General features: G+C 72.1%; 20 protein-coding genes and 1 pseudogene. 14 read left to right on the forward strand and 7 right to left on the reverse strand.

Annotation, left to right across the window (positions count from 1 at the left end):
• The first annotated feature begins 26 nt into the window (after nucleotides 1–26).
• The gene (locus ACIQM3_RS13825) at nucleotides 27–1,079 is read left to right on the forward strand and encodes a zinc-dependent alcohol dehydrogenase family protein (protein WP_401623435.1); all 1,053 of its coding nucleotides are present in this window, start codon (nucleotides 27–29) and stop codon (nucleotides 1,077–1,079) included.
• Nucleotides 1,080–1,098: 19 nt separating this feature from the next.
• Here the strand turns inward: ACIQM3_RS13825 and ACIQM3_RS13830 are convergent, their stop codons facing one another.
• Both ACIQM3_RS13830 and ACIQM3_RS13835 read right to left on the reverse strand, forming a co-directional pair.
• A complete protein-coding gene (locus ACIQM3_RS13830) occupies nucleotides 1,099–1,290 on the reverse strand; it encodes an AlpA family transcriptional regulator (RefSeq protein WP_129263096.1) in 192 nt (63 codons plus the stop codon).
• A gap of 169 nt (nucleotides 1,291–1,459) precedes the next feature.
• Nucleotides 1,460–2,386 (reverse strand): sugar phosphate isomerase/epimerase family protein, encoded by a 927-nt coding sequence (locus ACIQM3_RS13835; RefSeq protein WP_401623438.1) that lies wholly within the window; start codon nucleotides 2,384–2,386, stop codon nucleotides 1,460–1,462.
• 168 nt (nucleotides 2,387–2,554) lie between these two features.
• Here ACIQM3_RS13835 and iolC point away from each other — a divergent pair, with 168 nt between their 5' ends.
• The 6 genes from iolC to ACIQM3_RS13865 are packed head-to-tail and all read left to right on the forward strand — an operon-like array spanning nucleotide 2,555 to nucleotide 9,973.
• Nucleotides 2,555–3,637, forward strand: coding sequence for a 5-dehydro-2-deoxygluconokinase (iolC, locus tag ACIQM3_RS13840; RefSeq protein ID WP_401623440.1), 1,083 nt, complete (start codon nucleotides 2,555–2,557; stop codon nucleotides 3,635–3,637).
• Nucleotides 3,634–4,524, forward strand: a complete 891-nt coding sequence (locus ACIQM3_RS13845; protein ID WP_401623442.1) for a deoxyribose-phosphate aldolase — start codon at nucleotides 3,634–3,636, stop codon at nucleotides 4,522–4,524. Before iolC ends, ACIQM3_RS13845 begins: the two co-directional genes overlap by 4 nt.
• Nucleotides 4,525–4,580: 56 nt before the next feature.
• A complete protein-coding gene (gene iolB / locus ACIQM3_RS13850; protein WP_401623444.1) occupies nucleotides 4,581–5,465 on the forward strand; it encodes a 5-deoxy-glucuronate isomerase in 885 nt (294 codons plus the stop codon).
• Nucleotides 5,462–7,378: a 3D-(3,5/4)-trihydroxycyclohexane-1,2-dione acylhydrolase (decyclizing) gene (iolD, locus tag ACIQM3_RS13855; RefSeq protein ID WP_401623446.1), complete on the forward strand. Its 1,917-nt coding sequence runs from the start codon at nucleotides 5,462–5,464 to the stop codon at nucleotides 7,376–7,378. The genes iolB and iolD overlap by 4 nt, the downstream gene beginning before the upstream one ends.
• A gap of 13 nt (nucleotides 7,379–7,391) precedes the next feature.
• Nucleotides 7,392–8,891: a CoA-acylating methylmalonate-semialdehyde dehydrogenase gene (locus tag ACIQM3_RS13860; protein WP_401623448.1), complete on the forward strand. Its 1,500-nt coding sequence runs from the start codon at nucleotides 7,392–7,394 to the stop codon at nucleotides 8,889–8,891.
• Nucleotides 8,892–8,932: 41 nt separating this feature from the next.
• Nucleotides 8,933–9,973, forward strand: coding sequence for a phosphotransferase family protein (locus ACIQM3_RS13865; RefSeq protein ID WP_401623450.1), 1,041 nt, complete (start codon nucleotides 8,933–8,935; stop codon nucleotides 9,971–9,973).
• A 3-nt stretch (nucleotides 9,974–9,976) separates the two neighbouring features.
• Here ACIQM3_RS13865 and ACIQM3_RS13870 read toward each other — a convergent pair whose 3' ends face one another.
• Nucleotides 9,977–10,930, reverse strand: coding sequence for a hypothetical protein (locus ACIQM3_RS13870; protein ID WP_401623452.1), 954 nt, complete (start codon nucleotides 10,928–10,930; stop codon nucleotides 9,977–9,979).
• A 375-nt stretch (nucleotides 10,931–11,305) separates the two neighbouring features.
• Here ACIQM3_RS13870 and ACIQM3_RS13875 point away from each other — a divergent pair, with 375 nt between their 5' ends.
• Genes ACIQM3_RS13875 through ACIQM3_RS13885 form a run of 3 tightly spaced genes read left to right on the forward strand, consistent with a single transcriptional unit; the run spans nucleotide 11,306 to nucleotide 14,088 of the window.
• Nucleotides 11,306–11,911, forward strand: coding sequence for a DUF4291 domain-containing protein (locus tag ACIQM3_RS13875; RefSeq protein WP_401623453.1), 606 nt, complete (start codon nucleotides 11,306–11,308; stop codon nucleotides 11,909–11,911).
• 55 nt (nucleotides 11,912–11,966) lie between these two features.
• Nucleotides 11,967–13,397 carry a sensor histidine kinase gene (locus tag ACIQM3_RS13880; RefSeq protein WP_401623455.1) on the forward strand — a complete coding sequence of 477 codons (1,431 nt, stop codon included), beginning with the start codon at nucleotides 11,967–11,969 and terminating at the stop codon, nucleotides 13,395–13,397.
• Nucleotides 13,398–13,404: 7 nt separating this feature from the next.
• Nucleotides 13,405–14,088 carry a response regulator gene (locus ACIQM3_RS13885; RefSeq protein ID WP_401623457.1) on the forward strand — a complete coding sequence of 228 codons (684 nt, stop codon included), beginning with the start codon at nucleotides 13,405–13,407 and terminating at the stop codon, nucleotides 14,086–14,088.
• An 81-nt stretch (nucleotides 14,089–14,169) separates the two neighbouring features.
• Here the strand turns inward: ACIQM3_RS13885 and ACIQM3_RS13890 are convergent.
• Nucleotides 14,170–14,394 (reverse strand): annotated as a pseudogene (locus ACIQM3_RS13890) (phosphatase PAP2 family protein); the annotation flags it as partial.
• Here ACIQM3_RS13890 and ACIQM3_RS13895 point away from each other — a divergent pair.
• The gene (locus ACIQM3_RS13895; protein ID WP_401624387.1) at nucleotides 14,299–14,604 is read left to right on the forward strand and encodes a hypothetical protein; all 306 of its coding nucleotides are present in this window, start codon (nucleotides 14,299–14,301) and stop codon (nucleotides 14,602–14,604) included. The pseudogene ACIQM3_RS13890 and the gene ACIQM3_RS13895 sit on opposite strands and share 96 nt — an antisense overlap.
• A 243-nt stretch (nucleotides 14,605–14,847) precedes the next feature.
• On the opposite strand, the gene ACIQM3_RS13900 is transcribed toward ACIQM3_RS13895, so the two are convergent.
• Nucleotides 14,848–15,282 (reverse strand): GNAT family N-acetyltransferase, encoded by a 435-nt coding sequence (locus ACIQM3_RS13900; RefSeq protein ID WP_401623459.1) that lies wholly within the window; start codon nucleotides 15,280–15,282, stop codon nucleotides 14,848–14,850.
• Nucleotides 15,283–15,413: 131 nt separating this feature from the next.
• On the opposite strand from ACIQM3_RS13900, the gene ACIQM3_RS13905 reads away from it, so the two are divergent.
• The 3 genes from ACIQM3_RS13905 to ACIQM3_RS13915 all read left to right on the forward strand — a co-directional run bounded on the left by ACIQM3_RS13905 (nucleotide 15,414) and on the right by ACIQM3_RS13915 (nucleotide 20,719).
• A complete protein-coding gene (locus ACIQM3_RS13905; RefSeq protein WP_401623461.1) occupies nucleotides 15,414–18,116 on the forward strand; it encodes an alpha/beta fold hydrolase in 2,703 nt (900 codons plus the stop codon).
• A complete protein-coding gene (locus tag ACIQM3_RS13910; protein WP_401623463.1) occupies nucleotides 18,113–19,003 on the forward strand; it encodes an ABC transporter permease in 891 nt (296 codons plus the stop codon). Before ACIQM3_RS13905 ends, ACIQM3_RS13910 begins: the two co-directional genes overlap by 4 nt.
• A gap of 126 nt (nucleotides 19,004–19,129) precedes the next feature.
• A complete protein-coding gene (locus ACIQM3_RS13915; RefSeq protein ID WP_401624348.1) occupies nucleotides 19,130–20,719 on the forward strand; it encodes a von Willebrand factor type A domain-containing protein in 1,590 nt (529 codons plus the stop codon).
• Nucleotides 20,720–20,819: 100 nt separating this feature from the next.
• On the opposite strand, the gene ACIQM3_RS13920 is transcribed toward ACIQM3_RS13915, so the two are convergent.
• Nucleotides 20,820–21,134: an L-rhamnose mutarotase gene (locus ACIQM3_RS13920; RefSeq protein WP_401623465.1), complete on the reverse strand. Its 315-nt coding sequence runs from the start codon at nucleotides 21,132–21,134 to the stop codon at nucleotides 20,820–20,822.
• A gap of 17 nt (nucleotides 21,135–21,151) precedes the next feature.
• A complete protein-coding gene (gene rhaS, locus ACIQM3_RS13925; RefSeq protein ID WP_401623467.1) occupies nucleotides 21,152–22,237 on the reverse strand; it encodes a rhamnose ABC transporter substrate-binding protein in 1,086 nt (361 codons plus the stop codon).
• Between the last annotated feature and the right edge of the window lie 32 nt (nucleotides 22,238–22,269).

The raw sequence follows: 22,269 nt of genomic DNA on the forward strand, positions 1-22,269 counted from the left end.
GAGCCGGACCATGGGAGGCGGGGCCGATGCGGGCAGTGGTGTTCGAGGAGTTCGGGCAGGAGGCCCGGGTCCGGGACCTCCCGGATCCCACCCCTCCGGCCGGGGGCGTCGTGGTCCGGGTCGAGGCCACGGGGCTGTGCCGGAGCGACTGGCACGGCTGGATGGGGCATGACCCGGACATCGTCCTCCCGCACGTACCCGGACACGAACTGGCCGGGGTGGTCGAGGAGGTGGGCGCCGGTGTGTACAACTGGCGCCCCGGCGACCGGGTCACCGTGCCCTTCGTCTGTGCCTGCGGCCGGTGCTCCGCCTGCGCGGCCGGCGCCCAGCAGGTCTGTGAGCGGCAGACCCAGCCGGGCTTCACCCGCTGGGGATCCTTCGCCGAGTATGTGGCGCTGGAGCAGGCCGACGTCAATCTGGTCGCGGTGCCCGACGGGCTGTCGTCCGCCACGGCGGCCGGGCTCGGGTGCCGGTTCGCCACCGCGTTCCGGGCTGTCGTGGGGCAGGGGCGGGTGGCGCCGGGGGAGTGGGTCGCCGTGCACGGTTGCGGCGGGGTCGGGCTGTCGGCGGTGATGATCGCGGTGGCGTGCGGGGCCAGGGTCGTCGCGGTCGACGTCTCGCCGCAGGCTCTGGAGCTGGCGCGGGCCTTCGGCGCGTCCGCCTGCGTGGACGCCTCGGCATGCCCCGCCGGTGCCGACGAGGCCGTACGCGAACTGACCGGCGGCGGTGCGCATCTGTCGCTGGATGCGCTGGGGTCCCCGGTCACCTGTGCCGCCTCGGTGCGGAGCCTGCGCCGGCAGGGCCGTCATGTCCAGGTCGGGCTGCTGCCGCCGGCGGCCGGCGGCCCGGTGGTGCCCATGGCGCGGGTGATCGCACTGGAGCTGGAGATCCTCGGCAGCCACGGCATGGCCGCCCATGACTACCCGCCCATGATGGACATGGTCCGGTCCGGCACCCTGCGGCCGGATCTGCTGGTGACCTCCACCATCGCGCTGGACGCCGCCCCTGCGGCCCTCGCCGCGATGGGCAGTGCCCCGGGAGCGGGCGTCACGATCATCGAACCGGCGGCGGGGGCCTGAGCGTTCGTGTCCGGCCGGCTCAACGGCCCCGGTTGCTGGGCCGGGACGCGATCCACGCCAGGACGGTGTCCACGTACCAGTAGGGCTTCCCGTTCCGGACATCGTCGGGAGGCGGAAGAAGCCCGTGCTTGCGGTACGAACGGATCGTGTCCGGCTGGACCCGGATGTGTGCCGCAATGTCCTTGTACGACCAGAGTGTTCTGTCCGTCATGAATGACACCTCTCTGTACGTCCGTGCGCCTCTGTTCCGGTGAACGAGAGCAGTCCGCCCCGGGCAGGGGGCGTCGCGAGCCCGTGACAGGGACCCAGCGGAACGCGGACATACGTGACAGAGAGGTGACTGCTGCGGCGGGAGGGGCCCGAGAGGCTGAAGGGAAAGCTCAGGAGGACGGCCGCGCGGGCCCGCAGGTGCGGAGGAACTCCCGGGTGCGGCGTGCGATGGGCAGCGGCTTGTCGGGCGGACAGGGATACATGTCCTGCTCGACGATGGCGAACAGGTCGCTGCCCAGGGCGCGCGCGGCATTCAGTACGGGCTCCAGTGCGGGCACTCCGCCCGGCGGTTCGCACATCACGCCGCGCGCCACGGCCGGACCGAACGGCACCTCGTTCGCCACGACGTCCGCGAGTACCTCCGGGTCGACCTGCTTGAGGTGGAGATAGCCGATCCGCTCGCCGTAGGTCCTGATGAGCTTCACGCTGTCCCCGCCGCAGTAGGCGTAATGGCCGGTGTCCAGGCAGAGCGAGACCAGATCGGGGTCGGTGGCGTCGAGGAAGCGGTTGACGTTCTCCTTGCTGTCGATGTGCGTATCGGCGTGCGGGTGGACCACGATCCGCAGTCCGTAGCGGTCCTGGACCTCGCGGGCCAGACGTTCCGTCTGGGTGGTGAGGTCGCGCCACTGCGCGGGGGTGAGTGTGCTGTTCTCCAGCACCTCGCCTGACTTGTCGTCCCGCCAGAACGACGGGATGACCACCAGGTATCCGGCGCCCATCGCCCGGGTGAGTGCCGCGATGCCCGCGACATGCTCCCAGGTCCGGTCCCAGACCGCCGGACCGTGGTGCAATCCCGTGAAGACGGTGCCCGCGGAGACGGCGAGATTCCGGCGTGCGGTCTCGTCCGCGAGCCGGGCGGGCTCGGTCGGCAGATAACCGTAAGGGCCGAGCTCGATCCACTCGTAACCCGCTTCGGAGACCTCGTCGAGGAATCGCTCCCAGGGCACCTGCTGCGGATCGTCGGGGAACCACACACCCCACGAATCGGGTGCCGAACCGATGCGGATGCGGGCCGGAGGGGGTACGGAGGAGGTCATATCGCCCACCCTCCAGCCCTCGGGGAGGAGTGTCAAGAGTTCGTCCGAATGTCCGGACAAAGTGTTGACAGGGCTCCGGGCGAGGGCTAGACCTGGGAGCGGCCGTCCGGCCGTGGCCGCCTCCCGGGACGACGTACCGGGCCGGAGCGACGGGTCGAAGGGATGCGTATGCCTGAGCCGTACGACGTGATCACCATGGGGCGGATCGGGGTGGACATCTACCCGTTGCAGACCGGTGTACCGCTGGCCCGGGTCGAGACCTTCGGGAAGTTCCTCGGCGGCTCCCCGTCCAACGTGGCGGTGGCGGCAGCCCGGCTGGGGCGGCGCACGGCTGTGATCACCCGGACCGGCCGGGACGCGTTCGGCGACTATCTCCACCAGGCGCTGAGGGAGTTCGGGGTGGACGACCGGTGGGTGAGCGCCGTGGCGGAGTATCCGACCCCGGTCACCTTCTGCGAGATCTTCCCGCCGGACCACTTCCCGCTCTACTTCTACCGGCAGCCCAAAGCGCCCGACCTGGAGATCCACAGCGACGACCTCGACCTGGACGCGGTGCGGGCGGCCCGCGTCTTCTGGATGACCGGCACCGGGCTCTGCGCCGAACCCAGCCGCACCGCGACCCTCACCGCGCTCCGCGCCCGTGGCGCGGCAGCTCCGCCGGACGCGCCGGCCCAACCGCGTGCCACGGTCTTCGACCTCGACTGGCGCCCCATGTTCTGGGGCGAGGAGGACGACGGAGACGACGGAGCCGCCCGCGCCCACTACCGCGAGGCACTCGCCCACGCCACGGTCGCCGTCGGCAACCTCGACGAGTGCGAGATCGCCACCGGAGAGCGCGACCCGCACGCGGCCGCCCGCGCCCTGCTCGACGCCGGGCCCGAACTCGCCGTCGTCAAACAGGGGCCCGACGGCGTCCTCGCCGTCCACCGCGACGGCACCACCGCCGAGATCCCGCCCCTGCCCGTCGACGTCGTCAACGGCCTGGGCGCCGGGGACGCCTTCGGCGGCGCCCTCTGCCACGGCCTCCTCGCCGGCTGGGACACGGCGCACATCATGCGCTACGCCAACGCGGCCGGAGCCATCGTCGCCTCCCGCCTCGCCTGTTCGTCCGCGATGCCCTTCCCGCACGAGGTCCAACAGGTCCTCACCGAAGGCACGGCCGGCCCGGCCACGGAAGCGAGGAGAGCCTCGGGGGTCGCGGGCGCCTCGGGAGATTCAGGAGCCTCAGGGGCCGCGGGAGCCACCCCGTGACCCCGCCCGCCGCGGCCGGCGTCGCCGATCTCGTCCGGCTCCGCGCCCACCGCCCCGAAGCCGTCGCCGAGGCCGCCGCCGCCCGCCGCAGGCGCCCCCTCCTCGGCCCCACCGGACGCCTGATGATCATCGCGGCGGATCACCCGGCCCGCGGCGCCCTCGCCGTCGGCGACGACGACCTGGCCATGGCCGACCGCTTCGACCTCCTGGAACGCCTCTGCCTCGCCCTCGCCCGCCCCGGCGTCGACGGAGTGCTCGCGGGCGCGGACGTCCTGGAGGACCTGCTCCTCCTCGGCGCGCTGGAGAGCAAGGTCGTCCTCGGCTCCATGAACCGCGGCGGGCTCGCGGGCGCGGCCTTCGAGCTCGACGACCGCTTCACCGGCCACCGCCCCGCCGACCTCTCCCGCCACGGCTACGACGCGGGCAAACTCCTGCTGAGGATCGACCACGACGACCCGGGCTCCCTGGACACGCTGCACACCGCCGCCCGTGCCGTGGACGAGATGGCCGCCCTCCGGCTGCCGGTCTTCATCGAGCCGTTCCTCTGCCACCGCACCCCTGCGGGGCTCCGCACCGACCTGGGCGCCACCGCCGTCACCACCTCCATCGCCATCGCCTCGGGCCTGGGCGGGACATCCGCGTACACCTGGCTCAAGGTCCCCGTCACCGACGACCCCGACGACATGGAGCGGGTGATGCGGGCCTCGACCCTCCCCGCCGTCCTGCTCGGCGGCGAGGTCACGGGGGACCCCGACACGGCGTACGAGAAATGGCGCGGCGCGCTGCGGCTGCCGACCGTCCAGGGGCTGGTGGTCGGGCGCTCGCTGCTCTACCCCGCCGACGGGGACGTGGCCGGGGCGGTCGACACGGCCGTGGGGCTGCTGTGAACGCACCCGGCCACGGGTGCCTGTGAACGGGCGGGACGACGGGTAGGGATGGAGCCATGACGACGACCGACGAGCAGCAGAGGTACCACCTCAGGGCCGGCCGCGGAGCACGCGGCCCCTACGCCCTCGACATCGACCCGGAGCGCGCCGGGTGGGAACGGTCGAGTCTGCGCGTCCTGGAGCTCGAACCAGGTGGTGTTCACACCCTGGTAACCGGGGAGAGCGAATGGATCATCCTGCCGTTGTCCGGTGGCTGTACGGTGCAGGCAGCAGGTGAGATCTTTGAACTGCTGGGCAGGAAAGACGTGTTCAGCGCGGCGACCGACTTCGCCTATGTCCCACGCGACGCCCGCGCCCAGATCGCCTCCGGCGCAGGAGGCCGCTTCGCCCTGGCAGGAGCGAAGTGCGAGCGACGACTCCCCGCTCGCTACGGCCCCGCGCCGGAGGTACCGGTCGAGCTCCGCGGCGCCGGTGCCTGCTCGCGCCAGGTGAACAACTTCGCCGCCGCCGACACCTTCGACTGCGACCGGCTCATCGCCGTCGAGGTCCTCACCCCCGGCGGGAACTGGTCCTCGTACCCCCCGCACAAGCATGACGAGCACCACCCCGGCACCGAGTCGGTGCTCGAGGAGATCTACTACTTCGAGGTCGAGGGCGAAGGCCTCGGCTACCACCGGGTGTCGCCGTCCCGCCCCGGAGGCACGGACGTCCTCGCCGAGGTCGCCACGGGTGACGCCGTCCTCATCCCCGACGGCTGGCACGGCCCGTCCATCGCCCCGCCCGGCCGCACCCTGTACTACCTGAACGTGATGGCCGGCCCTGGCGAGCAGCGCGAGTGGCTGATCAGCGACCACCCGGACCACCGCTGGATCCGCGACACCTGGCCCACGCAGCCCGTCGACCCACGGCTGCCGCTCCACGGCACGGGAGGCGCCCGGTGACCACACCCCGCAGCACGCCCCGCGCCGCGGCCAAGCCCACCCGCAGGCTCACCACCGCCCAGGCGCTCGTCGCCTTCCTCGCCCGCCAGTACACCGAGCGCGACGGCCGGCGCCACCGCCTGATCCACGCCACCTGGGGCATCTTCGGCCACGGCAACGTCGCGGGGGTCGGACAGGCACTCGTCGAGGCCGGCCCGGCGATGCCGTATCTCCAGGGCCGCAGCGAACAGGCCATGGTGCACGCCGCCGTCGGATACGCCCGCCAGTCGGGCCGGCTCTCCGCCCACGCCGTCACCACCTCCATCGGCCCCGGCGCCACCAACCTCGTCACCGGTGCCGCGCTCGCCACCGTCAACCATCTACCCGTGCTGCTCCTGCCCGGCGACACCTTCGCGACCCGGCCCGCCGACCCCGTGCTCCAGCAGCTCGAAGTGCCCCACACGGGTGACGTATCGGTCAACGACTGCCTGCGTCCCGTCTCCCGTTACTTCGACCGGATCACCCGCCCCGAGGCGCTGATCCCGGCCGCCCTACAGGCCATGCGCACCCTCGCCGACCCGGCGGAGACGGGTGCCGTCACGCTCGCGCTGCCGCAGGACGTCCAGGCGGAGGCGTACGACTGGCCGGCGGAGTTCTTCGCGACACGCGTCTGGAACGTACGCAGGCCCGCCCCCGACCCGTACGAACTCGAACAGGCCGTCCGCGCGGTGCGCGTCGCACGGCGCCCCCTGATCGTCGCGGGCGGCGGCGTCCACCACAGCGCCGCCGAGGAGACCCTCGCCGCGTTCGCCGCCGCCACCCGCATCCCCGTCGCCTCCACCCAGGCCGGCAAGGGCTCCCTGCGCCACGACCACCCCGCCGACGTGGGCGGCATCGGCCACACCGGCACCGCCACGGCGGACGCGCTGGCCCGCGAGGCCGACCTGGTGATCGGGATCGGCACCCGCTACACCGACTTCACGACCGCGTCCGGCACCCTCTTCGCGGACCCGGCCGTCCGCTTCCTCAACCTCAACATCACCGGCTTCGACGCGCACAAGCTCGCCGCCCTCCCCCTCGTCGGTGACGCCCGCACCGGGATCGAAGCCCTCGCTGAGGCCCTCGGCGCACGCGGGCACCGCGTCGCCCCCGCCTACGAGAGCGAGTACACCGACGCCAAGGACCGCTGGGAGGTCCGCGTCGACGCGGCCTTCGCCACCGGCGACCCGGACGCCCGCCCCACCCAGGCCCAGGTCCTCGGGCTGCTGGACGAGCTGGTCACCGAGGACGACATCCTGATCAACGCGGCGGGCTCCCTCCCCGGCGACCTCCACAAGCTGTGGCGGACCCGCTCCCCGCGCCAGTACCACGTCGAATACGGCTACTCCTGCATGGGATACGAGATCCCCGCCGCCATCGGCGTCCAGCTCGCGGCGCCCGGCCGGCCCGTCTGGGCGCTCGTCGGCGACGGCACGTATCTGATGAACCCCACCGAGATCGTCACCGCCGTGCAGGAGGGCCTGCCCGTCAAGCTCGTCATCCTGCAGAACCACGGATACGCGTCCATCGGCGGCCTCTCCGAGTCCGTGGGCGCCGAACGCTTCGGCACCGCCTACCGGCACCGCACCGAGGACGGGGCGTTCACCGGCACCCCGCTGCCCGTCGACCTCGCCGCCAACGCGGCCTCGCTGGGCATGGACGTACTGCGTGCCGGATCGGTGGGGGAGCTGCGCCGGGCCCTCGCCGAGGCGCGCGGCGCGGACCGTCCCACTTGTGTCTACGTCGAGACCGAAACGGCAGACACAGTGTCGGGGCCTCCCCCGGCGCAGGCGTGGTGGGATGTTCCGGTAGCCGAAACCGCGACCCGCCCGTCGGCGGTCGAGGCCAGGAAAGAGTACGACCGGCAGATCGCAGCCCGACGCCGCCACCTGTGAAGGAGACCCCGTCATGAAGACCGTCAACCACTGGATCGGTGGCAAGACCGTCGAGGGCACGTCGGGCAACCACGGTCCGGTCACCGACCCGGCGACCGGCGCCGTCACGACCCAGGTGGCGCTCGCCTCCACCGAGGAGGTCGACGCCGCGGTGTCCGCGGCGAGGACCGCGTACACGACATGGGGCACCTCCTCGCTCTCTGCCCGTACCGCCGTCCTCTTCCGCTACCGCGCCCTGCTGGACTCCCACCGCGACGAGATCGCCGCGCTGATCACCGCCGAGCACGGCAAGGTGCACTCCGACGCGCTGGGTGAGGTCGCCCGAGGCCTGGAGATCGTCGAGCTGGCCTGCGGCATCACCACCCAGCTCAAGGGCGAGCTTTCGACCCAGGTCTCCAGCCGGGTCGACGTCTCCTCGATCCGGCAGCCGCTCGGCGTCGTCGCGGGCATCACCCCGTTCAACTTCCCGGCCATGGTGCCGATGTGGATGTTCCCGCTGGCGATCGCGTGCGGGAACACCTTCGTCCTCAAGCCCAGCGAGAAGGACCCGTCGGCCGCCAACCTGCTGGCGGAGCTCGCCGCCGAGGCGGGCCTGCCCGACGGCGTGCTGAACGTCCTGCACGGTGACAAGGTCGCCGTGGACGGCCTCCTCGCCCACCCCGACGTCGCCGCCGTCTCCTTCGTCGGCTCCACCCCCATCGCCCGGTACATCCACGCCACCGCCTCCGCCAACGGCAAGCGCGTCCAGGCGCTCGGCGGCGCGAAGAACCACATGCTGGTCCTCCCGGACGCCGACCTGGACGCCGCGGCCGACGCCGCCGTCTCGGCCGCGTACGGCTCGGCGGGCGAGCGCTGCATGGCCATCTCCGCGGTCGTCGCCGTGAACTCCGTCGCTGACGAGCTGGTCGCGAAGATCCGTGAGCGCGCCGAGAAGATCAAGATCGGCCCCGGCGCTGACCCCACCTCCGAGATGGGCCCGCTGATCACCGCCGCCCACCGCGACAAGGTCGCCTCGTACGTCACCGGCGCCGCCGCGCAGGGCGCCGACGTCGTCCTCGACGGCACCGGCCACACGGTCGAGGGCTTCGAGGACGGCCACTGGATCGGCCTGTCCCTGCTGGACAACGTCTCCACGGACTCCGACGCCTACCGCGACGAGATCTTCGGCCCCGTCCTGTGCGTCCTGCGCGTCGAGACGTACGAGGACGGCGTCGCCCTCATGAACGCCTCGCCCTTCGGCAACGGCACCGCGATCTTCACCCGTGACGGCGGAGCGGCCCGCCGCTTCCAGCTGGAGATCGAGGCCGGCATGGTCGGCGTCAACGTCCCGATCCCGGTGCCCGTCGGCTACCACTCCTTCGGCGGCTGGAAGGACTCCCTCTTCGGCGACCACCACATCTACGGCAACGACGGCGTGCACTTCTACACCCGGGGCAAGGTCGTCACCACCCGCTGGCCCGACCCGGCCGACGCCCCGGCGGGCGTCGACCTCGGCTTCCCCCGCAATCACTGACACGTCGGACGCGGGCGCTCGCCGACTGGAAGACTGACCGCATGGTGACGGCGTCGCAGCTTCCGTTCGGCGAGGCCCTGAGGGGCCGTCTGGGCCCGCCCGCACACCCGTCCGCCCTGGAGAGCAGCCCGCGTTCCCGCGTCTGGCGCATCGAGCTGTCCGGACGCCCGGCGGTGCTGAAGCAGCTGGTGGCGGGCCCCGAGGCCGACGCGCGGTACGCCCGCGAGGTGGCCGCCCTGCGCATCGGCGCCCGGGCATCCGGCACCCCGGTCGTGCCCGCGCTCCTCGGCACCGATCCGGCCGAGCGGGTCCTGGTCATCGAGCACCTCGACGACCGGCGGCCGCCCGCCGACTGGATCGTCGACTACGCGGCCGCCCTCGCGCGGCTGCACAGCACAGCCCGTCCCGGCGACGCGGGCGCCCTGCCCCGCTGGCAGGGGCCGACCGGTGCCGACGTCACGTCGTTCCTCACCCTGGCCGAGACCCTCGGGGTCGTCGCGCCATCGGGCGTACGGGACGAGCTCCACGCCCTCGTGGAGCGTCTCGGCCGGGCGGAAGGGACCGCGCTCCTCCACGGCGACCCGTGCCCCGGCAACGACCTGCACACCCCGGACGGGGTCAGGTTCGTCGACTTCGAGCAGGCGTCCCTGGGCAGCGGCCTGATGGAACTCGCCTACCTCCGCATCGGATTCCCGACCTGCTGGTGCGTCACGAGGGCGTCCGGGCCCCTGCTGGAGCGGGCGGAGGCCGCCTACCGCACGGCCTGGCACACCGAGACCGGCACAGCGCTGCCGGACACAGGCCTCGCCGACGCCTGCGCGGGCTGGCTGATCCGGGGCGACGCCCTGGTCGAGCGGGCCCACCGAGACAGCACCGACCACCTGGCCCGCGTCCCGGACGAGGACTGGACCTGGGGCACGGCGACCGCCCGCCAACGCCTCGCCCACCGGCTGGGGGTGGTCGCCGGCATGACCTCGGGAGACGGAGACCTGCGCCATCTCGGGGCTCTCGCGGCGGACTTGCGCCGCGCCGTCCTGGACCGGTGGCCCGCGGTGTGTCCGGTGCCGGAATTGCGGCCGTAGCGGTTACTGGAAGCTCAGGCGGTGCGGATGGGCGGGATCGGCCGGGCAGGTGTGCACGCGCATCAGGCCGCGGCCGAGGTAGACGTATGTCGGGTTGGTCACGTGTCGGGCATTTCCGGCGTCCCGGTCCTCGATCGGCAGCCAGCTGCGTGAGGCCCCGTCACACTCCCACATGGCCACGGTGAGCAGGGGCGGCATCGCAGCCCCGCACACCTCGCAGTCGACCGAAGCGGGGTCGGTCAGGTGCCATGAAGCAAAGCCGCCGACCTTCCAGCCAGGGGCGATCGACAGATCGCTCATGTAGTTGATCTGCTCGGGCTCGGCAGCTTCGGCTGCGGCCATCGCCTCTGCGTACTCCTCATACGTCGCGTAGCTTGCTGGTGCAGCGGAGTTGTATTCGTCCGCCTCGTCCTCGTCGAGGCGCGCCTCCTCCCACTCGTCGATCGCCTCCTGGAGTTCCTCCTCCAGCAGGCCGAGGTACTCGTGCTCCACGACGCGCTCGGGGTGTACTACGCACGTGTTCGGCACGCATTCCTTCCGGCCGACCACGGGAGGTTCGGGCTGAGGCATGAGTACGGCGCCGACATCGGTGGACCGTCGCCACTTCAGTACGACGTCGATCGTGCGGTCGGCGCCGTGCACCTCGAAGGGGCACCAGAAGACCTGCAGCAGGTCGTGGCCCTCGGGTCCCACGAGATCGGGAATCTCGTGTGCGTACAGCTGGGCAACGGCCAGCATCGGCAGTGGGGCGTCGTCCTGAAGTTCCGGGAGGTGATTGCCCTCGGTCATTCCATCGACCAGGCGCTGTTCCTCGGCGGTGTACTCCCGCCCCCGGGCGTCCCTCTGGATCCGGCGGAGCTGCCGCACGTCGGAGAGCAGGTGGCCCGTGCCCTTCGGGTGCACGGCGGTGCACACCGGCCAAGGTTCGCCGGCCGGCCACAGCAGAGGGCCCGCCACCGAGCTTTCCTGGGCCCCGGGAGAGCCGTGACGGGGGTGCAGGCGTGTGGCTGTGCGCCGGTGGGCTGCCAGAGCAGGGAAGACCGCTTCTACGTCGAGGGGACGTGGCGGGGTGGTGCGGGTCATGAGAACGCCTTCCAGGTAGGGGAGTTCCGGAACGGATCCGGTCTCTTCCGCTCGGCTCGGACGCGGTTGGGGCCGATCAGGATGGTGACGCTGCCGCTGTCGTCGCGGTTCTCGACGAGTTCGGTCGCACACCGCAGACATTGTCGAGGTCACCCGCAGCGGGAAGGAGCCGCCGGCATGTCCGCGAGGCCGTGACCCCTAGCGAAAACCAGGTGCTGTCACGCGCCGGGATCCCGCATCCTGGGGCCTATGAACGACCGGACACACCCGCCCCGTTACGAGATCCGTGCGCAGCACACCGAGTCCACCGTCACCGTGTACCAGGCCTACCGGCCGGCCATCGGACTGCCCGCCGCCCGTGACGGGCGCTTCCCGTCGGCCTGGAAGCGCGACCGCATGACCTGGATCAAGCCGAGCTTCCTGTGGATGATGTACCGCTGCGGCTGGGGTACGAAGGAAGGCCAGGAGACCGTGCTCGCCGTCGAGATCACTCGCGACGGCTTCGCCTGGGCGCTGGAGAACGCCGAACTCTCCCACTACGTAAGGGATGTGCACGAGGACCAGGGTGCGTGGAAGCGGGCGCTGCGGTCCGCCCCCGCACGCGTCCAGTGGGACCCCGAGCGCGATCTCGACCTGAACCCGCTCCCGTACCGCTCGCTCCAGCTCGGACTCTCCGGGGAGGCCGCCCGGCGGTACGCCGACGAGTGGACCGTGTCCGTACGCGATGTCACGCCCCTGGCCCGCGAGGTGCATGCGGCGGTCCGGGCGGGGGAGCGGGAGAAGGCCGCCGTCCTGCTGCCGGTGGAGACCCCGCTCGATCTCAGCGCTCCGCGGCCGGTTGCCACCACCCCGTGAGCACTATGACTTTCGGCAGTGCCGGCCGGACCCCAAATTCCGTACCGTCGGGCCGGTGAACCTGAACCTGATTCCGCGCGGGAACGTGAGCGGGGAACGTGTGGCGGTGGTCCTGGTGTCCGCGGCTGTGGCCGTGTTCGGGGGACTGAGCCTGGCGAGTCCCTGGTGGGCCGTGCCGACCGTCGTCGCCGCGTTCCTTGCGGGGCGCGGCCCCGGGCGTACCGGAGCGGTGCTCTGTTCCCTGGCCGCCGTGCTCGCCGCCGGTCTGGTGGCCGTCTCGCTGGTGCCGCCCCTGTTGGCGCTCGGTACCCGGTTCGTCGGGGTGATGGTCCTGGGGGTCCTGCTGCCCTGGTTCGCAGGACGGTTCTGGCGGCAGTACCAGGAGCTGGTCCGGGCCGGCTGGGACAGAGCCGAACGGCTGGAACGAGAGCGGAAGTTGACCGCAGAACAGGCCCGGCTGGCCGAGCGGGCCCGCATCGCGCAGGACATGCACGACGTGCTCGGCCATGACCTGAGCCTGATCGCCCTGTCGGCGGGCGCGCTCCAGCTCGCACCTGGGCTCGACGAGCAGCAGCGGCGGGCCGCCAAGGACATCAGGGCACGGGCGGCCACGGCGGTCGAGCGCCTGGGCGAAGTGGTCGGCGTCCTGAGTGACAGCTCGGAACCTCCGCCGTTGCGGCCGCACGGGAGGGAGCTGACCGAACTGGTCGGCGATGCGGCCGAGTCCGGGCTGAGGGTCGAACTGCGGGTGGACGGAGAGGCGGACGGGCTTCCTCCCGCCGTCGCACGGGCCGTGCACCGGGTGGTGCAGGAAGCGTTGACCAACGTGGCCAGGCACGCTCCCCGAGCGGCGACAACCGTCCAGGTCAGGCATACCGAGAACGAGTCCGAGGTGGTCGTGGTCAACGGCGCCGCGAAGGCCCCGGCCGGACGGCCACCCGGCCAGGGGGGCCGCGGGCTCATCGGGCTCGACGAACGGGTCCGGCTCGCCGGCGGGACCTTCGAACACGGGCCCCGGGACGACGGCGGCTTCGTCGTGTCCGCCCGGTTGCCGCACCGCCTGACGGACCGTCCCGCACCGGCCCGGGCAGCCCGGCCCGAGGACGGGTCTCCGGCCCAGTTCCACACCGTACGGCGGCGCGTCCGCCGCACCCTGGCCACCGCGCTCCTGGTCCCGCTGTGCGCGGGCGCCGTCCTGAGCGCCGTGGTGACGGGGTGGGACATGGTGTCAGCGGCACGGTCGACCCTCGATCCGGGCGACTACACCCGACTCCGGGTGGGGCAGGATCGTGCGGAGGTGCAGCGGGTGCTGCCGGACCGCCAGTCGGTCCACCGGCCCTCCGGTGGCGAGCGGCCCGAGGGACGAGGAGTGACGTGCGAGTACTACGCGATGACGGCCGACCGTTTCGACAGCCGGTCCGGGGACGCCTACCGGCTCTGCTTCCGCGACGACACGCTGGTCTCGCTCGACGCCCTGGCCGGGTGAGCGCGCGATGACCAGGGTGCTGATCGCCGACGACGAGCCGATGATCCGGGCCGGTGTCCGGGCCGTGCTGTCCACCGACCCGGACATCGAGATCGTCGCCGAGGCGGGCGACGGACACGAGGCGGTGGAGCTCGTGCGGCTCCACCGCCCCGACGTGGCCGTGCTCGACGTACGGATGCCGAGGACCGACGGCATCGACGCCGCGGCGGAGATCAGCCGGACCGTTCCCGCCACGGGCGTCATCATGCTCACGACGTTCGGTGAGGACGACTACATCCTCCGGGCGCTCGGCTGCGGGGCCGTCGGCTTCCTGATCAAGTCGGGTGAGCCCGAGGAACTCCTCGCGGGCGTACGGGCGGTGGCCGACGGCGCCGCCTATCTGTCACCGAAGGTCGCCGCGCGCGTGGTCGCGCACCTCGCGTCCGGCGGAGCCGGTGACCGGGCCGGGCGCCGGACCGCCGCCCGGGAGAAGGTCGCCGGGCTGACCCCCAGGGAACGCGAGGTGCTGTCGTTCCTCGGCAGCGGACTGTCCAACGGGCAGATCGCCCGGCGGCTCCACGTGGTGGAGGGGACCGTCAAGGCGCATGTCAGCTCCGTCCTGTCCCGCCTCGGGGTGGAGAACCGGGCCGCCGCCGCCGTCGTGGCCCATGAGGCGGGTGTCGTGCCCGCCCACACGACGGAGAACGGCTGACGCGGCACGCTCCACCGGCTGCTGCGCCACGATCAGGAGCGCGGCCACCACGGCCGCGCCCAGCAGCGAGCCGGCCAGTACGTCGTGCGGGTAGTGGACCCCTGTCAGGACACGCAGCAGCGCCGCCGCCACGGCCAACGGCACGGTCACGGCGGCCAGACGAGGCCGCCGGATCGCAAGCCCCGTCGCCAGGGCGGCGGCCAGCGTGGCGTGGTTGCTGGGGAACGACCAGTCGCCGGCCTCCGGGCACGCGGCCACCGCCTCGGCCCCCGGCACGGCCCGGCAGGGGCGTTCCTCGTCGACCACCAGTTTCAGCGCCTCACTGACGGCGTATGCCACGACGACCCCGGCGCCGGCCAGGACGGCTCCGGCAGCCAGGCGTGCGTCCCTGCGGCGTACGGCCGTCCAGCCGAGCAGGAGCAGCAACAGGCCCAGGGCGACCAGGGTGAGCTCGGTGACCGGCTCGAGGAGATGGGCCAGCCGGTCGGGCGCGTCCGCGACCGCCGCCGTCAGTGACCGGTACGCGGACACGGAGGCACCCTGGGTCACCTCGGTGGGCTCGGCCCGGCCGAGCCCACCCGGTGACAGGAGCGCGACGGCGCCGCCGGCCGACGCCAGAAGGGCTGCCGCGCGGAGCAGGCGGGCGGCCCGGGAATGTGGGTTCGTCATGCCGCCGAACGTACGAGCGGCAGTGGGCCGGGCACCCGGGCCGAACGGCAGGGGCCGTATGCGACCTTCGTCAGGGGCGGGTGTCCGTGCTCAGGCCGGGCCGGGAGCGTCCGTACCGCCGAACTCCCAGGTCAGCATGGCGAATGCGCCGTCGTCCGCCGCTCCCGCCGAGCGGTAGGTGGCGAGTGCCGCCTCGTTGTCGCGCTCCACCCCCACCCACATGTCGTAACACCCCCGCCCCCGGGCCTCCGCCGCCAGGGCCTCCGTCAGCGCCCGGCCGATGCCGCGGCGGCGGTACGCCTCGTCGACGGAGAGCTCGTACAGGCACATCTCCGTGCCCTTGTCCGGATGCAGCATCTCGATGCCCGACACGAATCCGGCGGGGACACCGTCCACGTACGCGATCAGCATCAGATGGCTCTCCGCCGCCAGGAAGCGGGCCGCCCACTCGGGGCGGGGCTCGGCGTCGTAGAGATGCGCGGCGGCGAGGAGCTCGGCGATGGTGGTGGCGGGACGGATGTTCACTTATGGGCCTTTCGCGCGTGAGGAGTACCGCGTGCGGAGTACGGGCGGGGTGTGCCGTACCTCTCAGGGAGGCCGGGGAGCTCCCCCTGGGGGCATCCTGGCGCACCGTGCGCTCCGTTTAGGGTCGAGTCATGGAGAAACCGACTTCCCGGTGGCGGCACCGGCTGCCCCGTACCCCAGGCCGGTGGGCCGCGGTGGCCGCCGCCCTCGCCGTGCTCGTGGGGGCCGGTACCTGGACCGCCGTCGCCGACGACAGCCCCCCGACCGTGCACCGGCAGGACCGGATGATGAAGATGAACGGGGTGTCGGTCGACACGTCGTACTTCACCTCCGGGGGCACACGGCCCCGGCCCGCCGTCCTCATCGGGCACGGCTTCGGCGGCAGCAAGAACGACGTGCGCGCCCAGGCCGAGAAGCTGGCCGCCGACGGATACGCCGTCATGACGTGGTCCGCCCGCGGATTCGGGAGGACGAGCGGGGAGATCACGCTCAACGCCCCCGGCGGCGAGGTCAAGGACGTCTCCGGCCTCATCGACTGGCTGGCCGGCCGGCCCGAGGTGCAGCTCGACGCGAAGGGCGACCCGCGCGTCGGTGTCACCGGCGCCTCGTACGGTGGTGCCGTGTCGCTGCTGGCCGCCGGGCACGACGACCGGGTCGACGCCATCGCACCGGTGATCAGCTACTGGAACCTCGCCGACGCGCTCTTCCCGGACGGGGTCTTCAAGAAGCTCTGGGCCGGGATCTTCGTCAGCTCCGGCGGAGGCTGCCAGAAGTTCCAGAAGCAGCTGTGCGAGATGTACGAGCGGGTCGCCGTCAGCGGCAAGCCGGACGCCGCCGCGCGGAAACTCCTGACGGAACGTTCCCCTGAGGCCGTGGCAGACCGGATCGACGTACCCGCGCTCATCATGCAGGGCCAGAGCGACTCGCTCTTCCCGCTCGGCCAGGCCGACGCCATGGCCAAGGCCGTCAAGGCCAACGGCGCGCCCGTGTCCGTCGACTGGATCGCGGGCGGACACGATGGAGGGGACGACGAGGGCGACCGCCTCCAGGGCCGGGTCGGTGACTGGTTCGACCGTTACCTGAAGGACGACAAGGGCGCCGGCACCGGGCCCGGCTTCCGTGTGACCCGGACCGGCGGCGTCGACTCCACCGACGGTGCCGCCCTGAAGCGCGGTGCGAGCAGCGACACCTACCCCGGCCTGCACAGCGGCGGGCGGAAGATCTCCCTCACCGGCGCCGGCCGGCAGCCCGCGACCACCGGCGGACAGAACGCCCCGGCCGGGGGCCTCACGCAGACCTTCCGCAACCCCGCCGGCGCCAACCCGCCCTCCATCTCCGCCGTCCCCGGCGTCGGAGGCGGGCTCTCCCAGCTGTCCTCGCTCGGCGTCGGGTTCTCCCTCGACTTCCCCGGGCAGTACGCCCGCTTCGACTCCGCCCCGCTGGACAGCGCCGCACACGTCACCGGGTCGCCGACCGTCCGCGTGAACGTGAAGGCGGACCACGGCGACGCCGTGCTGTTCGGCAAGGTCTACGACGTCTCGCCGGACGGGAAGCAGCAGGTCCTGCCCTCCCAGCTCGTCTCCCCCTACCGGATCACCCCCGAGGAGCAGGGCAAGCCGGTCGAGCTGACCCTGCCCGCCGTCGACCACGAGGTCGAGGCCGGGCACAGCCTCCGCCTCGTCCTCTCCGCGACCGACCTCGCCTACGCCTCTCCCGCCGAGCCCGCGACGTACACCGTCTCCCTCGACGGGCCCATGACCGTCCCCACGGCACCCGCCGTGAAGACCGCCGCGGCCACGCTGCCCTGGTGGACCTGGGGGCTTCCGGCCGCCGGGCTCGTCATCGCCGCCGCCGTCCTGCTCACCGCACGCCGGCGCAGCACGACCCCCGCCCCCGACCCGTCGCTGGCCGACGTGCCGCTGCAGATCGCGGACCTGTCCAAGAAGTACGCGAAGTCCTCGGACCGGTACGCCGTACGGGACCTCGGCTTCCGCGTCGAGAAGGGGCAGGTCCTCGGCCTGCTCGGACCGAACGGCGCCGGCAAGACCACCACCCTGCGCATGCTGATGGGGCTCATCACCCCCGACGCCGGTGAGATCCGCGTCTTCGGGCACGCGATCCGCCCCGGCGCGCCCGTGCTGTCCCGCGTCGGCTCCTTCGTCGAGGGCGCCGGCTTCCTCCCGCACCTGTCCGGCCGCTCCAACCTGGAGCTGTACTGGCAGGCCACCGGGCGGCCCGCCGAGGACGCCCACATCGACGAGGCCCTGGAGATCGCCGGACTCGGCGACGCCCTGGCCCGCGCCGTGCGCACGTACTCCCAGGGCATGCGGCAGCGGCTCGCGATCGCCCAGGCCATGCTCGGCATGCCGGACCTCCTCATCCTCGACGAACCGACCAACGGTCTCGACCCGCCCCAGATCCGCGAGATGCGGGACGTGATGATCCGGTACGCGGCCGGGGGCCGGACCGTGATCGTCTCCAGCCACCTCCTCTCCGAGGTCGAACAGTCCTGCACCCACCTGGTGGTCATGGACCGGGGCCGGCTCGTCCAGGCCGGCCCGGTCGCCGAGATCACCGGCTCCGGCGACATGCTGCTCGTCACCACGGGCGCCGAGGTGGCCGAACCGCTCGTGGACAAGGTGGCGGCCCTGCCGGGCATCGGCTCCGCCGTCCGCCTCGACGACGGCCACGGCCTGCTGGTCCGCCTCGACGGCGCCACGGCCGCACAGCTGGTCGCCGAACTGGTCCGTCTCGACGTGCCGGTGACGGGTGTCGGGCCGCACCGCCGCCTGGAGGACGCGTTCCTCACCCTCATCTCCCAAGGATCCGCATGAGCTCCGCAACTGAGATCCAGGCACGCGCCGAAGCCCCCGGCTACCACGCCCGCCGCACCCTGCCGCTGCGCGTGGAGGCGATGAGGCAGCTGCGCAGGCGGCGCACCCTGCTCATGTTCGGGGTGCTGGCAGCACTGCCGTTCGTCCTGATCATCGCCTTCGCGGTCGGCGGCACCCCCGGCGGCGGCGAGGGCGGCGGCGGCGGAGGCGGTTCGCGGATCAACCTCATGGACGTGGCGACGGAGTCCGCCGCGAACTTCGCGGCGACCTGTCTCTTCGTCTCCGCCGGCTTCCTGCTCGTGGTGCCGGTCGCACTGTTCTGCGGGGACACGGTCGCCTCCGAGGCCAGCTGGTCCTCGCTGCGCTACCTGCTCGCGGCACCCGTCCCCCGGGCCAGGCTGCTGTGGAGCAAGCTCGTCGTTGCGCTCGGTTTCAGCCTCGCCGCGATGGTGCTGCTGCCGCTCGTCGCCCTCGGCGCGGGAGCAGCGGCGTACGGCTGGGGGCCGCTGAAGCTGCCCACCGGGGGTGCGCTCACCACATCGGACACCGTGCCGCGCCTCGCGCTCGTCGTCGCCTTCATCTTCGTCTCCCAGCTCGTCACCGCCGGGCTGGCGTTCTGGCTGTCGACGAGGACGGACGCACCGCTCGGCGCGGTGGGTGGCGCGGTCGGGCTGACCATCGTCGGCAACGTCCTGGACGCGGTCACCGCGCTGGGCACCTGGCGTGAGTTCCTGCCCGCGCACTGGCAGTTCGCCTGGGCCGACGCGCTCCAGCCCGACCTCGCATGGGGCGGGATGGTGAAGGGCGCGGCCGTATCGGTGACCTATGCCCTGATCCTGTTCGCCTTCGCCTTCCGTGGGTTCAGCCGTAAGGACATCGTGTCCTGACCTTGATGTTCCGCCACGCCACCGCCCGCCGTTGCGCCATCGAGACGGTTCCGCAACGCTTCTGACGACTCCGCCCGGCCCCCTCGCACGTCACATTGACGAATGTCTACGACGTGGGGGGTACGGATGGACCGCAGGGCAAGGACGTACAGGGGAGCGCTCGCACTGCTCCTGGCGGGCGGGATCCTGGTGACCGGTTGCAGCGGACCGGGCACGAGCAACGACTCCGCCACCGCCGACCGCGGCGTCGCCGGCAGCGGCGGGCCGGCCGGGGGCGAGCGGGCCCCGTCCGCCGGGCCCGGGCAGGACGAGGACGGGGCGGGGCCGGCGGAGGACGGTGCGGCGCGAGAGAGCGCGGCGCCCGACTACCTGTCGACCTTCGCCCTCGACGTGGACACCGCCAGTTACGGATACGCGCGCCGCACCCTGGGCGACGGGCAGCTCCCGGCGGCAGGCACGGTGCGCCCGGAGGAGTTCGTCAACAGCTTCCGCCAGGGCTACGAGCGCCCCGACGGCAACGGCTTCTCGGTGAACGTCGACGGCGCACGGACCGACGCCGCCGACTGGTCGCTCGTGCGGGTCGGGCTGGCGACGAAGACCGCCTCGGACTCGGGCGAACGCCCGCCCGCCGCGCTGACCTTCGTCGTCGACATCTCCGGATCGATGTCCGAACCGGGCCGTCTCGACCTCGCGAAGACCTCACTGGGCATCCTCGCCGACGAACTGCGCGACGACGACTCCGTATCCCTGGTCACCTTCAGCGACGAGGCCGAGACCCGGCTGCCGATGACCCGCCTCCAGGGCAACCGCACGAAGGTCCGCGACGCCATCGCCGAGATGGAACCAGCCGACTCCACGAACGTGGCGGCCGGCGTACGGCGCGGCTACGACGAGGCGGTCGAGGGCCATCGCAAGGGTGCCACCAACCGGGTCGTCCTGCTCTCCGACGCGCTCGCCAACACCGGTGAGACGGACGCCGACGCGATCCTGGAACGCATCGGGGACGCACGCAAGGAGTACGGCATCACCCTCTTCGGCGTCGGTGTCGGCAGCGACTACGGCGACGAGCTGATGGAACGCCTCACCAACAAGGGCGACGGCAACACCACCTACATCGCCGACGAGACGCAGGCCAGGAAGGTCTTCGTCGACCAGCTGCCCGCCCACGTCGAACTCCGGGCCCGCGACGCCAAGGCCCAGGTGGCGTTCGACCGCAGGACGGTCAAGCAGTTCGAGCTCATCGGCTACGAGAACCGCAAGGTCGCCGACGAGGACTTCCGGGACGACAGCGTCGACGGCGGCGAGGTGGGCCCCGGCCACACGGTGACCGCGCTCTACGCCGTGCGGCTCCGTGAGGGCGCCTCCGGCCGTGTGGCGACGGCGACGGTGCGCTGGCTGGACCCGAAGACACGCGAGGCGCACGAGGAGACCGGGTCGGTCGGGACCGGAGCGATCGACGGAAGGCTCTGGGACGACGCCGGCGCGCGGCTCCAGGTGACCGCGGTGGCCGCGTACTTCGCGGACACCCTGCGCGGCGGTGACCTGCGGGGGACGCCCACGCTCGGCGAACTCGCAGGCCGCGCGCGGAAGCTGGCGTCCTCCACCGAGGACAGCTCGGTGGAGAAGCTCGCGACGGCGATCGAGCAGGCCGACCGGATCAGGAACGGCGGCGGCGACGAACGGCCGGGCGGCGAGGGCGAGGGCGAACTGGGCTGACACGGCCGCCCGGGCCCGGCAGGGGATCGCCCCCCGCCGGGCCCGCCGCTGTCGACGTACGTCCGCCCCGGCTGTCACGGACAGCCGGGGCGGACACCGGTCAGGTGAGGTGGAACACCTCGGTCAGCGGGACCATGGCCTCGTCGGCGGCCTCCGACTGCTCGAAGAACTCGCCCATCTCCCGCTGCCACCGCGCGTTGACCTCGGTCGCCGCCATCGCCTCCCGGGCCGCGTCGAAGTCCTCCGTCTCCAGGTAACCGACCAGCAGGCCGTCGTCGCGCAGGAACAGCGAGTAGTTGTGCCAGCCCGCCTCCGACAGCGCGGCGAGCATGTCCGGCCACACCGCGGCATGGCGCTCGCGGTACTCGTCCTTGCGGTCCTCACGGACCTTCAGCAGAAAGCAGACGCGCTGCATGGAGCCGGCCCCTCCGGTCAGAAGTTGAAGGTGTCGATGTTCTTGGCGTCGAAGACGGTCGGCTCGCCGAGGATGACCTCGCCGTCCTTGCCGACCGTGTACTCGCCGAGCTTGCCCGCCTTGAACTTCTCGCCCTCGGCACCGGTGATCTGCCCCGACGCCAGCGCAGCGGCCGCGTACGAGCCGAGGTAGCCGAGCTCCTCCGGGTTCCAGAGCGAGAACTGCTCGACGGTGCCGTCCTTGACGTACTTGCGCATCTGGTTCGGCGTGCCCAGGCCGTTGAGCACGACCTTGCCCTTGTACGAGGAGTCGCTCAGGTAACGCGCCGCGGCGGCGATGCCGACCGTGGTGGGGGAGATGATGCCCTTGAGGTCGGGGTAGGCCTGCATGAGGCCCTGCGTCTGCTGGAAGGACTTCTGGTCCGCGTCGTCACCGTAGGCGACCTTGACCAGTTCCATGTTCTTGTACTTGGGGAGCTTCAGCTCCTCCTTCATGTACTCGATCCAGGTGTTCTGGTTCGTCGCGTTCTGGGTCGCCGACAGGATCGCGACCTTGCCCTTGTATCCGATCTGCTCGCCGAGGTGCTGGACCAGGCTGCGGCCGATCTCCTCCGAGCTGGCCTGGTTGATGAAGAGCTGGCGGCAGTCCTTCGCCGTGTCCGAGTCGTAGGCGACGACCTTGATGTCCTTCTTCATGGCCTGCTTGAGCGGGCCGCAGACCGCGTTCGGGTCGTTCGCCGCGATGAGGATCGCGTCCTGGCGCTGCTGGATCAGGGTGTTGATGTAGGAGACCTGCGAGGAGGCGTTCGCGTCGGACGGGCCGACCTCCTTGCCCGTGCCGCCGTACTCCTTCGCCGCCGCGATACCCGCCTCGTCGACGATCTTCTCGTACGGGTTGTTGATCTGCTTGGGCAGGAAGCCGAGCTTCAGCCCCTTCTTCAGCGGGGCGTCCGGGTCGGCCTTCGCGGAGCTGCCCGCCTTCGCGTTCCCGCTCTCCTTGCTGTCCTTCGTGGTGCCGGAACAGGCGGTGAGGGCGAGGGCCAGGGAGACGGCGGTGGCTGCGGTCGCGACGGCGCGGCGCCCAGCGGCATTGCGGAGCATCATGGCGGCGTGTGCCTTTCGGAGAGGTACGGGGG

The sequence above is a fragment of the Streptomyces sp. NPDC091271 genome (assembly GCF_044757505.1).
Lineage (GTDB): Bacteria > Actinomycetota > Actinomycetes > Streptomycetales > Streptomycetaceae > Streptomyces.

Coding starts and splice junctions, on each gene's coding strand:
- iolC (WP_401623440.1), top strand. CDS start 2,555: ATGCCTGAGCCGTACGACGTGATCACCATGGGGCGGATCGGGGTGGAC.
- ACIQM3_RS13910 (WP_401623463.1), top strand. CDS start 18,113: ATGAGCTCCGCAACTGAGATCCAGGCACGCGCCGAAGCCCCCGGCTAC.
- ACIQM3_RS13920 (WP_401623465.1), bottom strand. CDS start 21,134: ATGCAGCGCGTCTGCTTTCTGCTGAAGGTCCGTGAGGACCGCAAGGAC.
- ACIQM3_RS13915 (WP_401624348.1), top strand. CDS start 19,130: ATGGACCGCAGGGCAAGGACGTACAGGGGAGCGCTCGCACTGCTCCTG.
- ACIQM3_RS13835 (WP_401623438.1), bottom strand. CDS start 2,386: ATGACCTCCTCCGTACCCCCTCCGGCCCGCATCCGCATCGGTTCGGCA.
- ACIQM3_RS13885 (WP_401623457.1), top strand. CDS start 13,405: ATGACCAGGGTGCTGATCGCCGACGACGAGCCGATGATCCGGGCCGGT.
- ACIQM3_RS13830 (WP_129263096.1), bottom strand. CDS start 1,290: ATGACGGACAGAACACTCTGGTCGTACAAGGACATTGCGGCACACATC.
- ACIQM3_RS13865 (WP_401623450.1), top strand. CDS start 8,933: ATGGTGACGGCGTCGCAGCTTCCGTTCGGCGAGGCCCTGAGGGGCCGT.
- ACIQM3_RS13905 (WP_401623461.1), top strand. CDS start 15,414: ATGGAGAAACCGACTTCCCGGTGGCGGCACCGGCTGCCCCGTACCCCA.
- ACIQM3_RS13825 (WP_401623435.1), top strand. CDS start 27: ATGCGGGCAGTGGTGTTCGAGGAGTTCGGGCAGGAGGCCCGGGTCCGG.
- iolB (WP_401623444.1), top strand. CDS start 4,581: ATGACGACGACCGACGAGCAGCAGAGGTACCACCTCAGGGCCGGCCGC.
- ACIQM3_RS13860 (WP_401623448.1), top strand. CDS start 7,392: ATGAAGACCGTCAACCACTGGATCGGTGGCAAGACCGTCGAGGGCACG.
- ACIQM3_RS13875 (WP_401623453.1), top strand. CDS start 11,306: ATGAACGACCGGACACACCCGCCCCGTTACGAGATCCGTGCGCAGCAC.
- rhaS (WP_401623467.1), bottom strand. CDS start 22,237: ATGATGCTCCGCAATGCCGCTGGGCGCCGCGCCGTCGCGACCGCAGCC.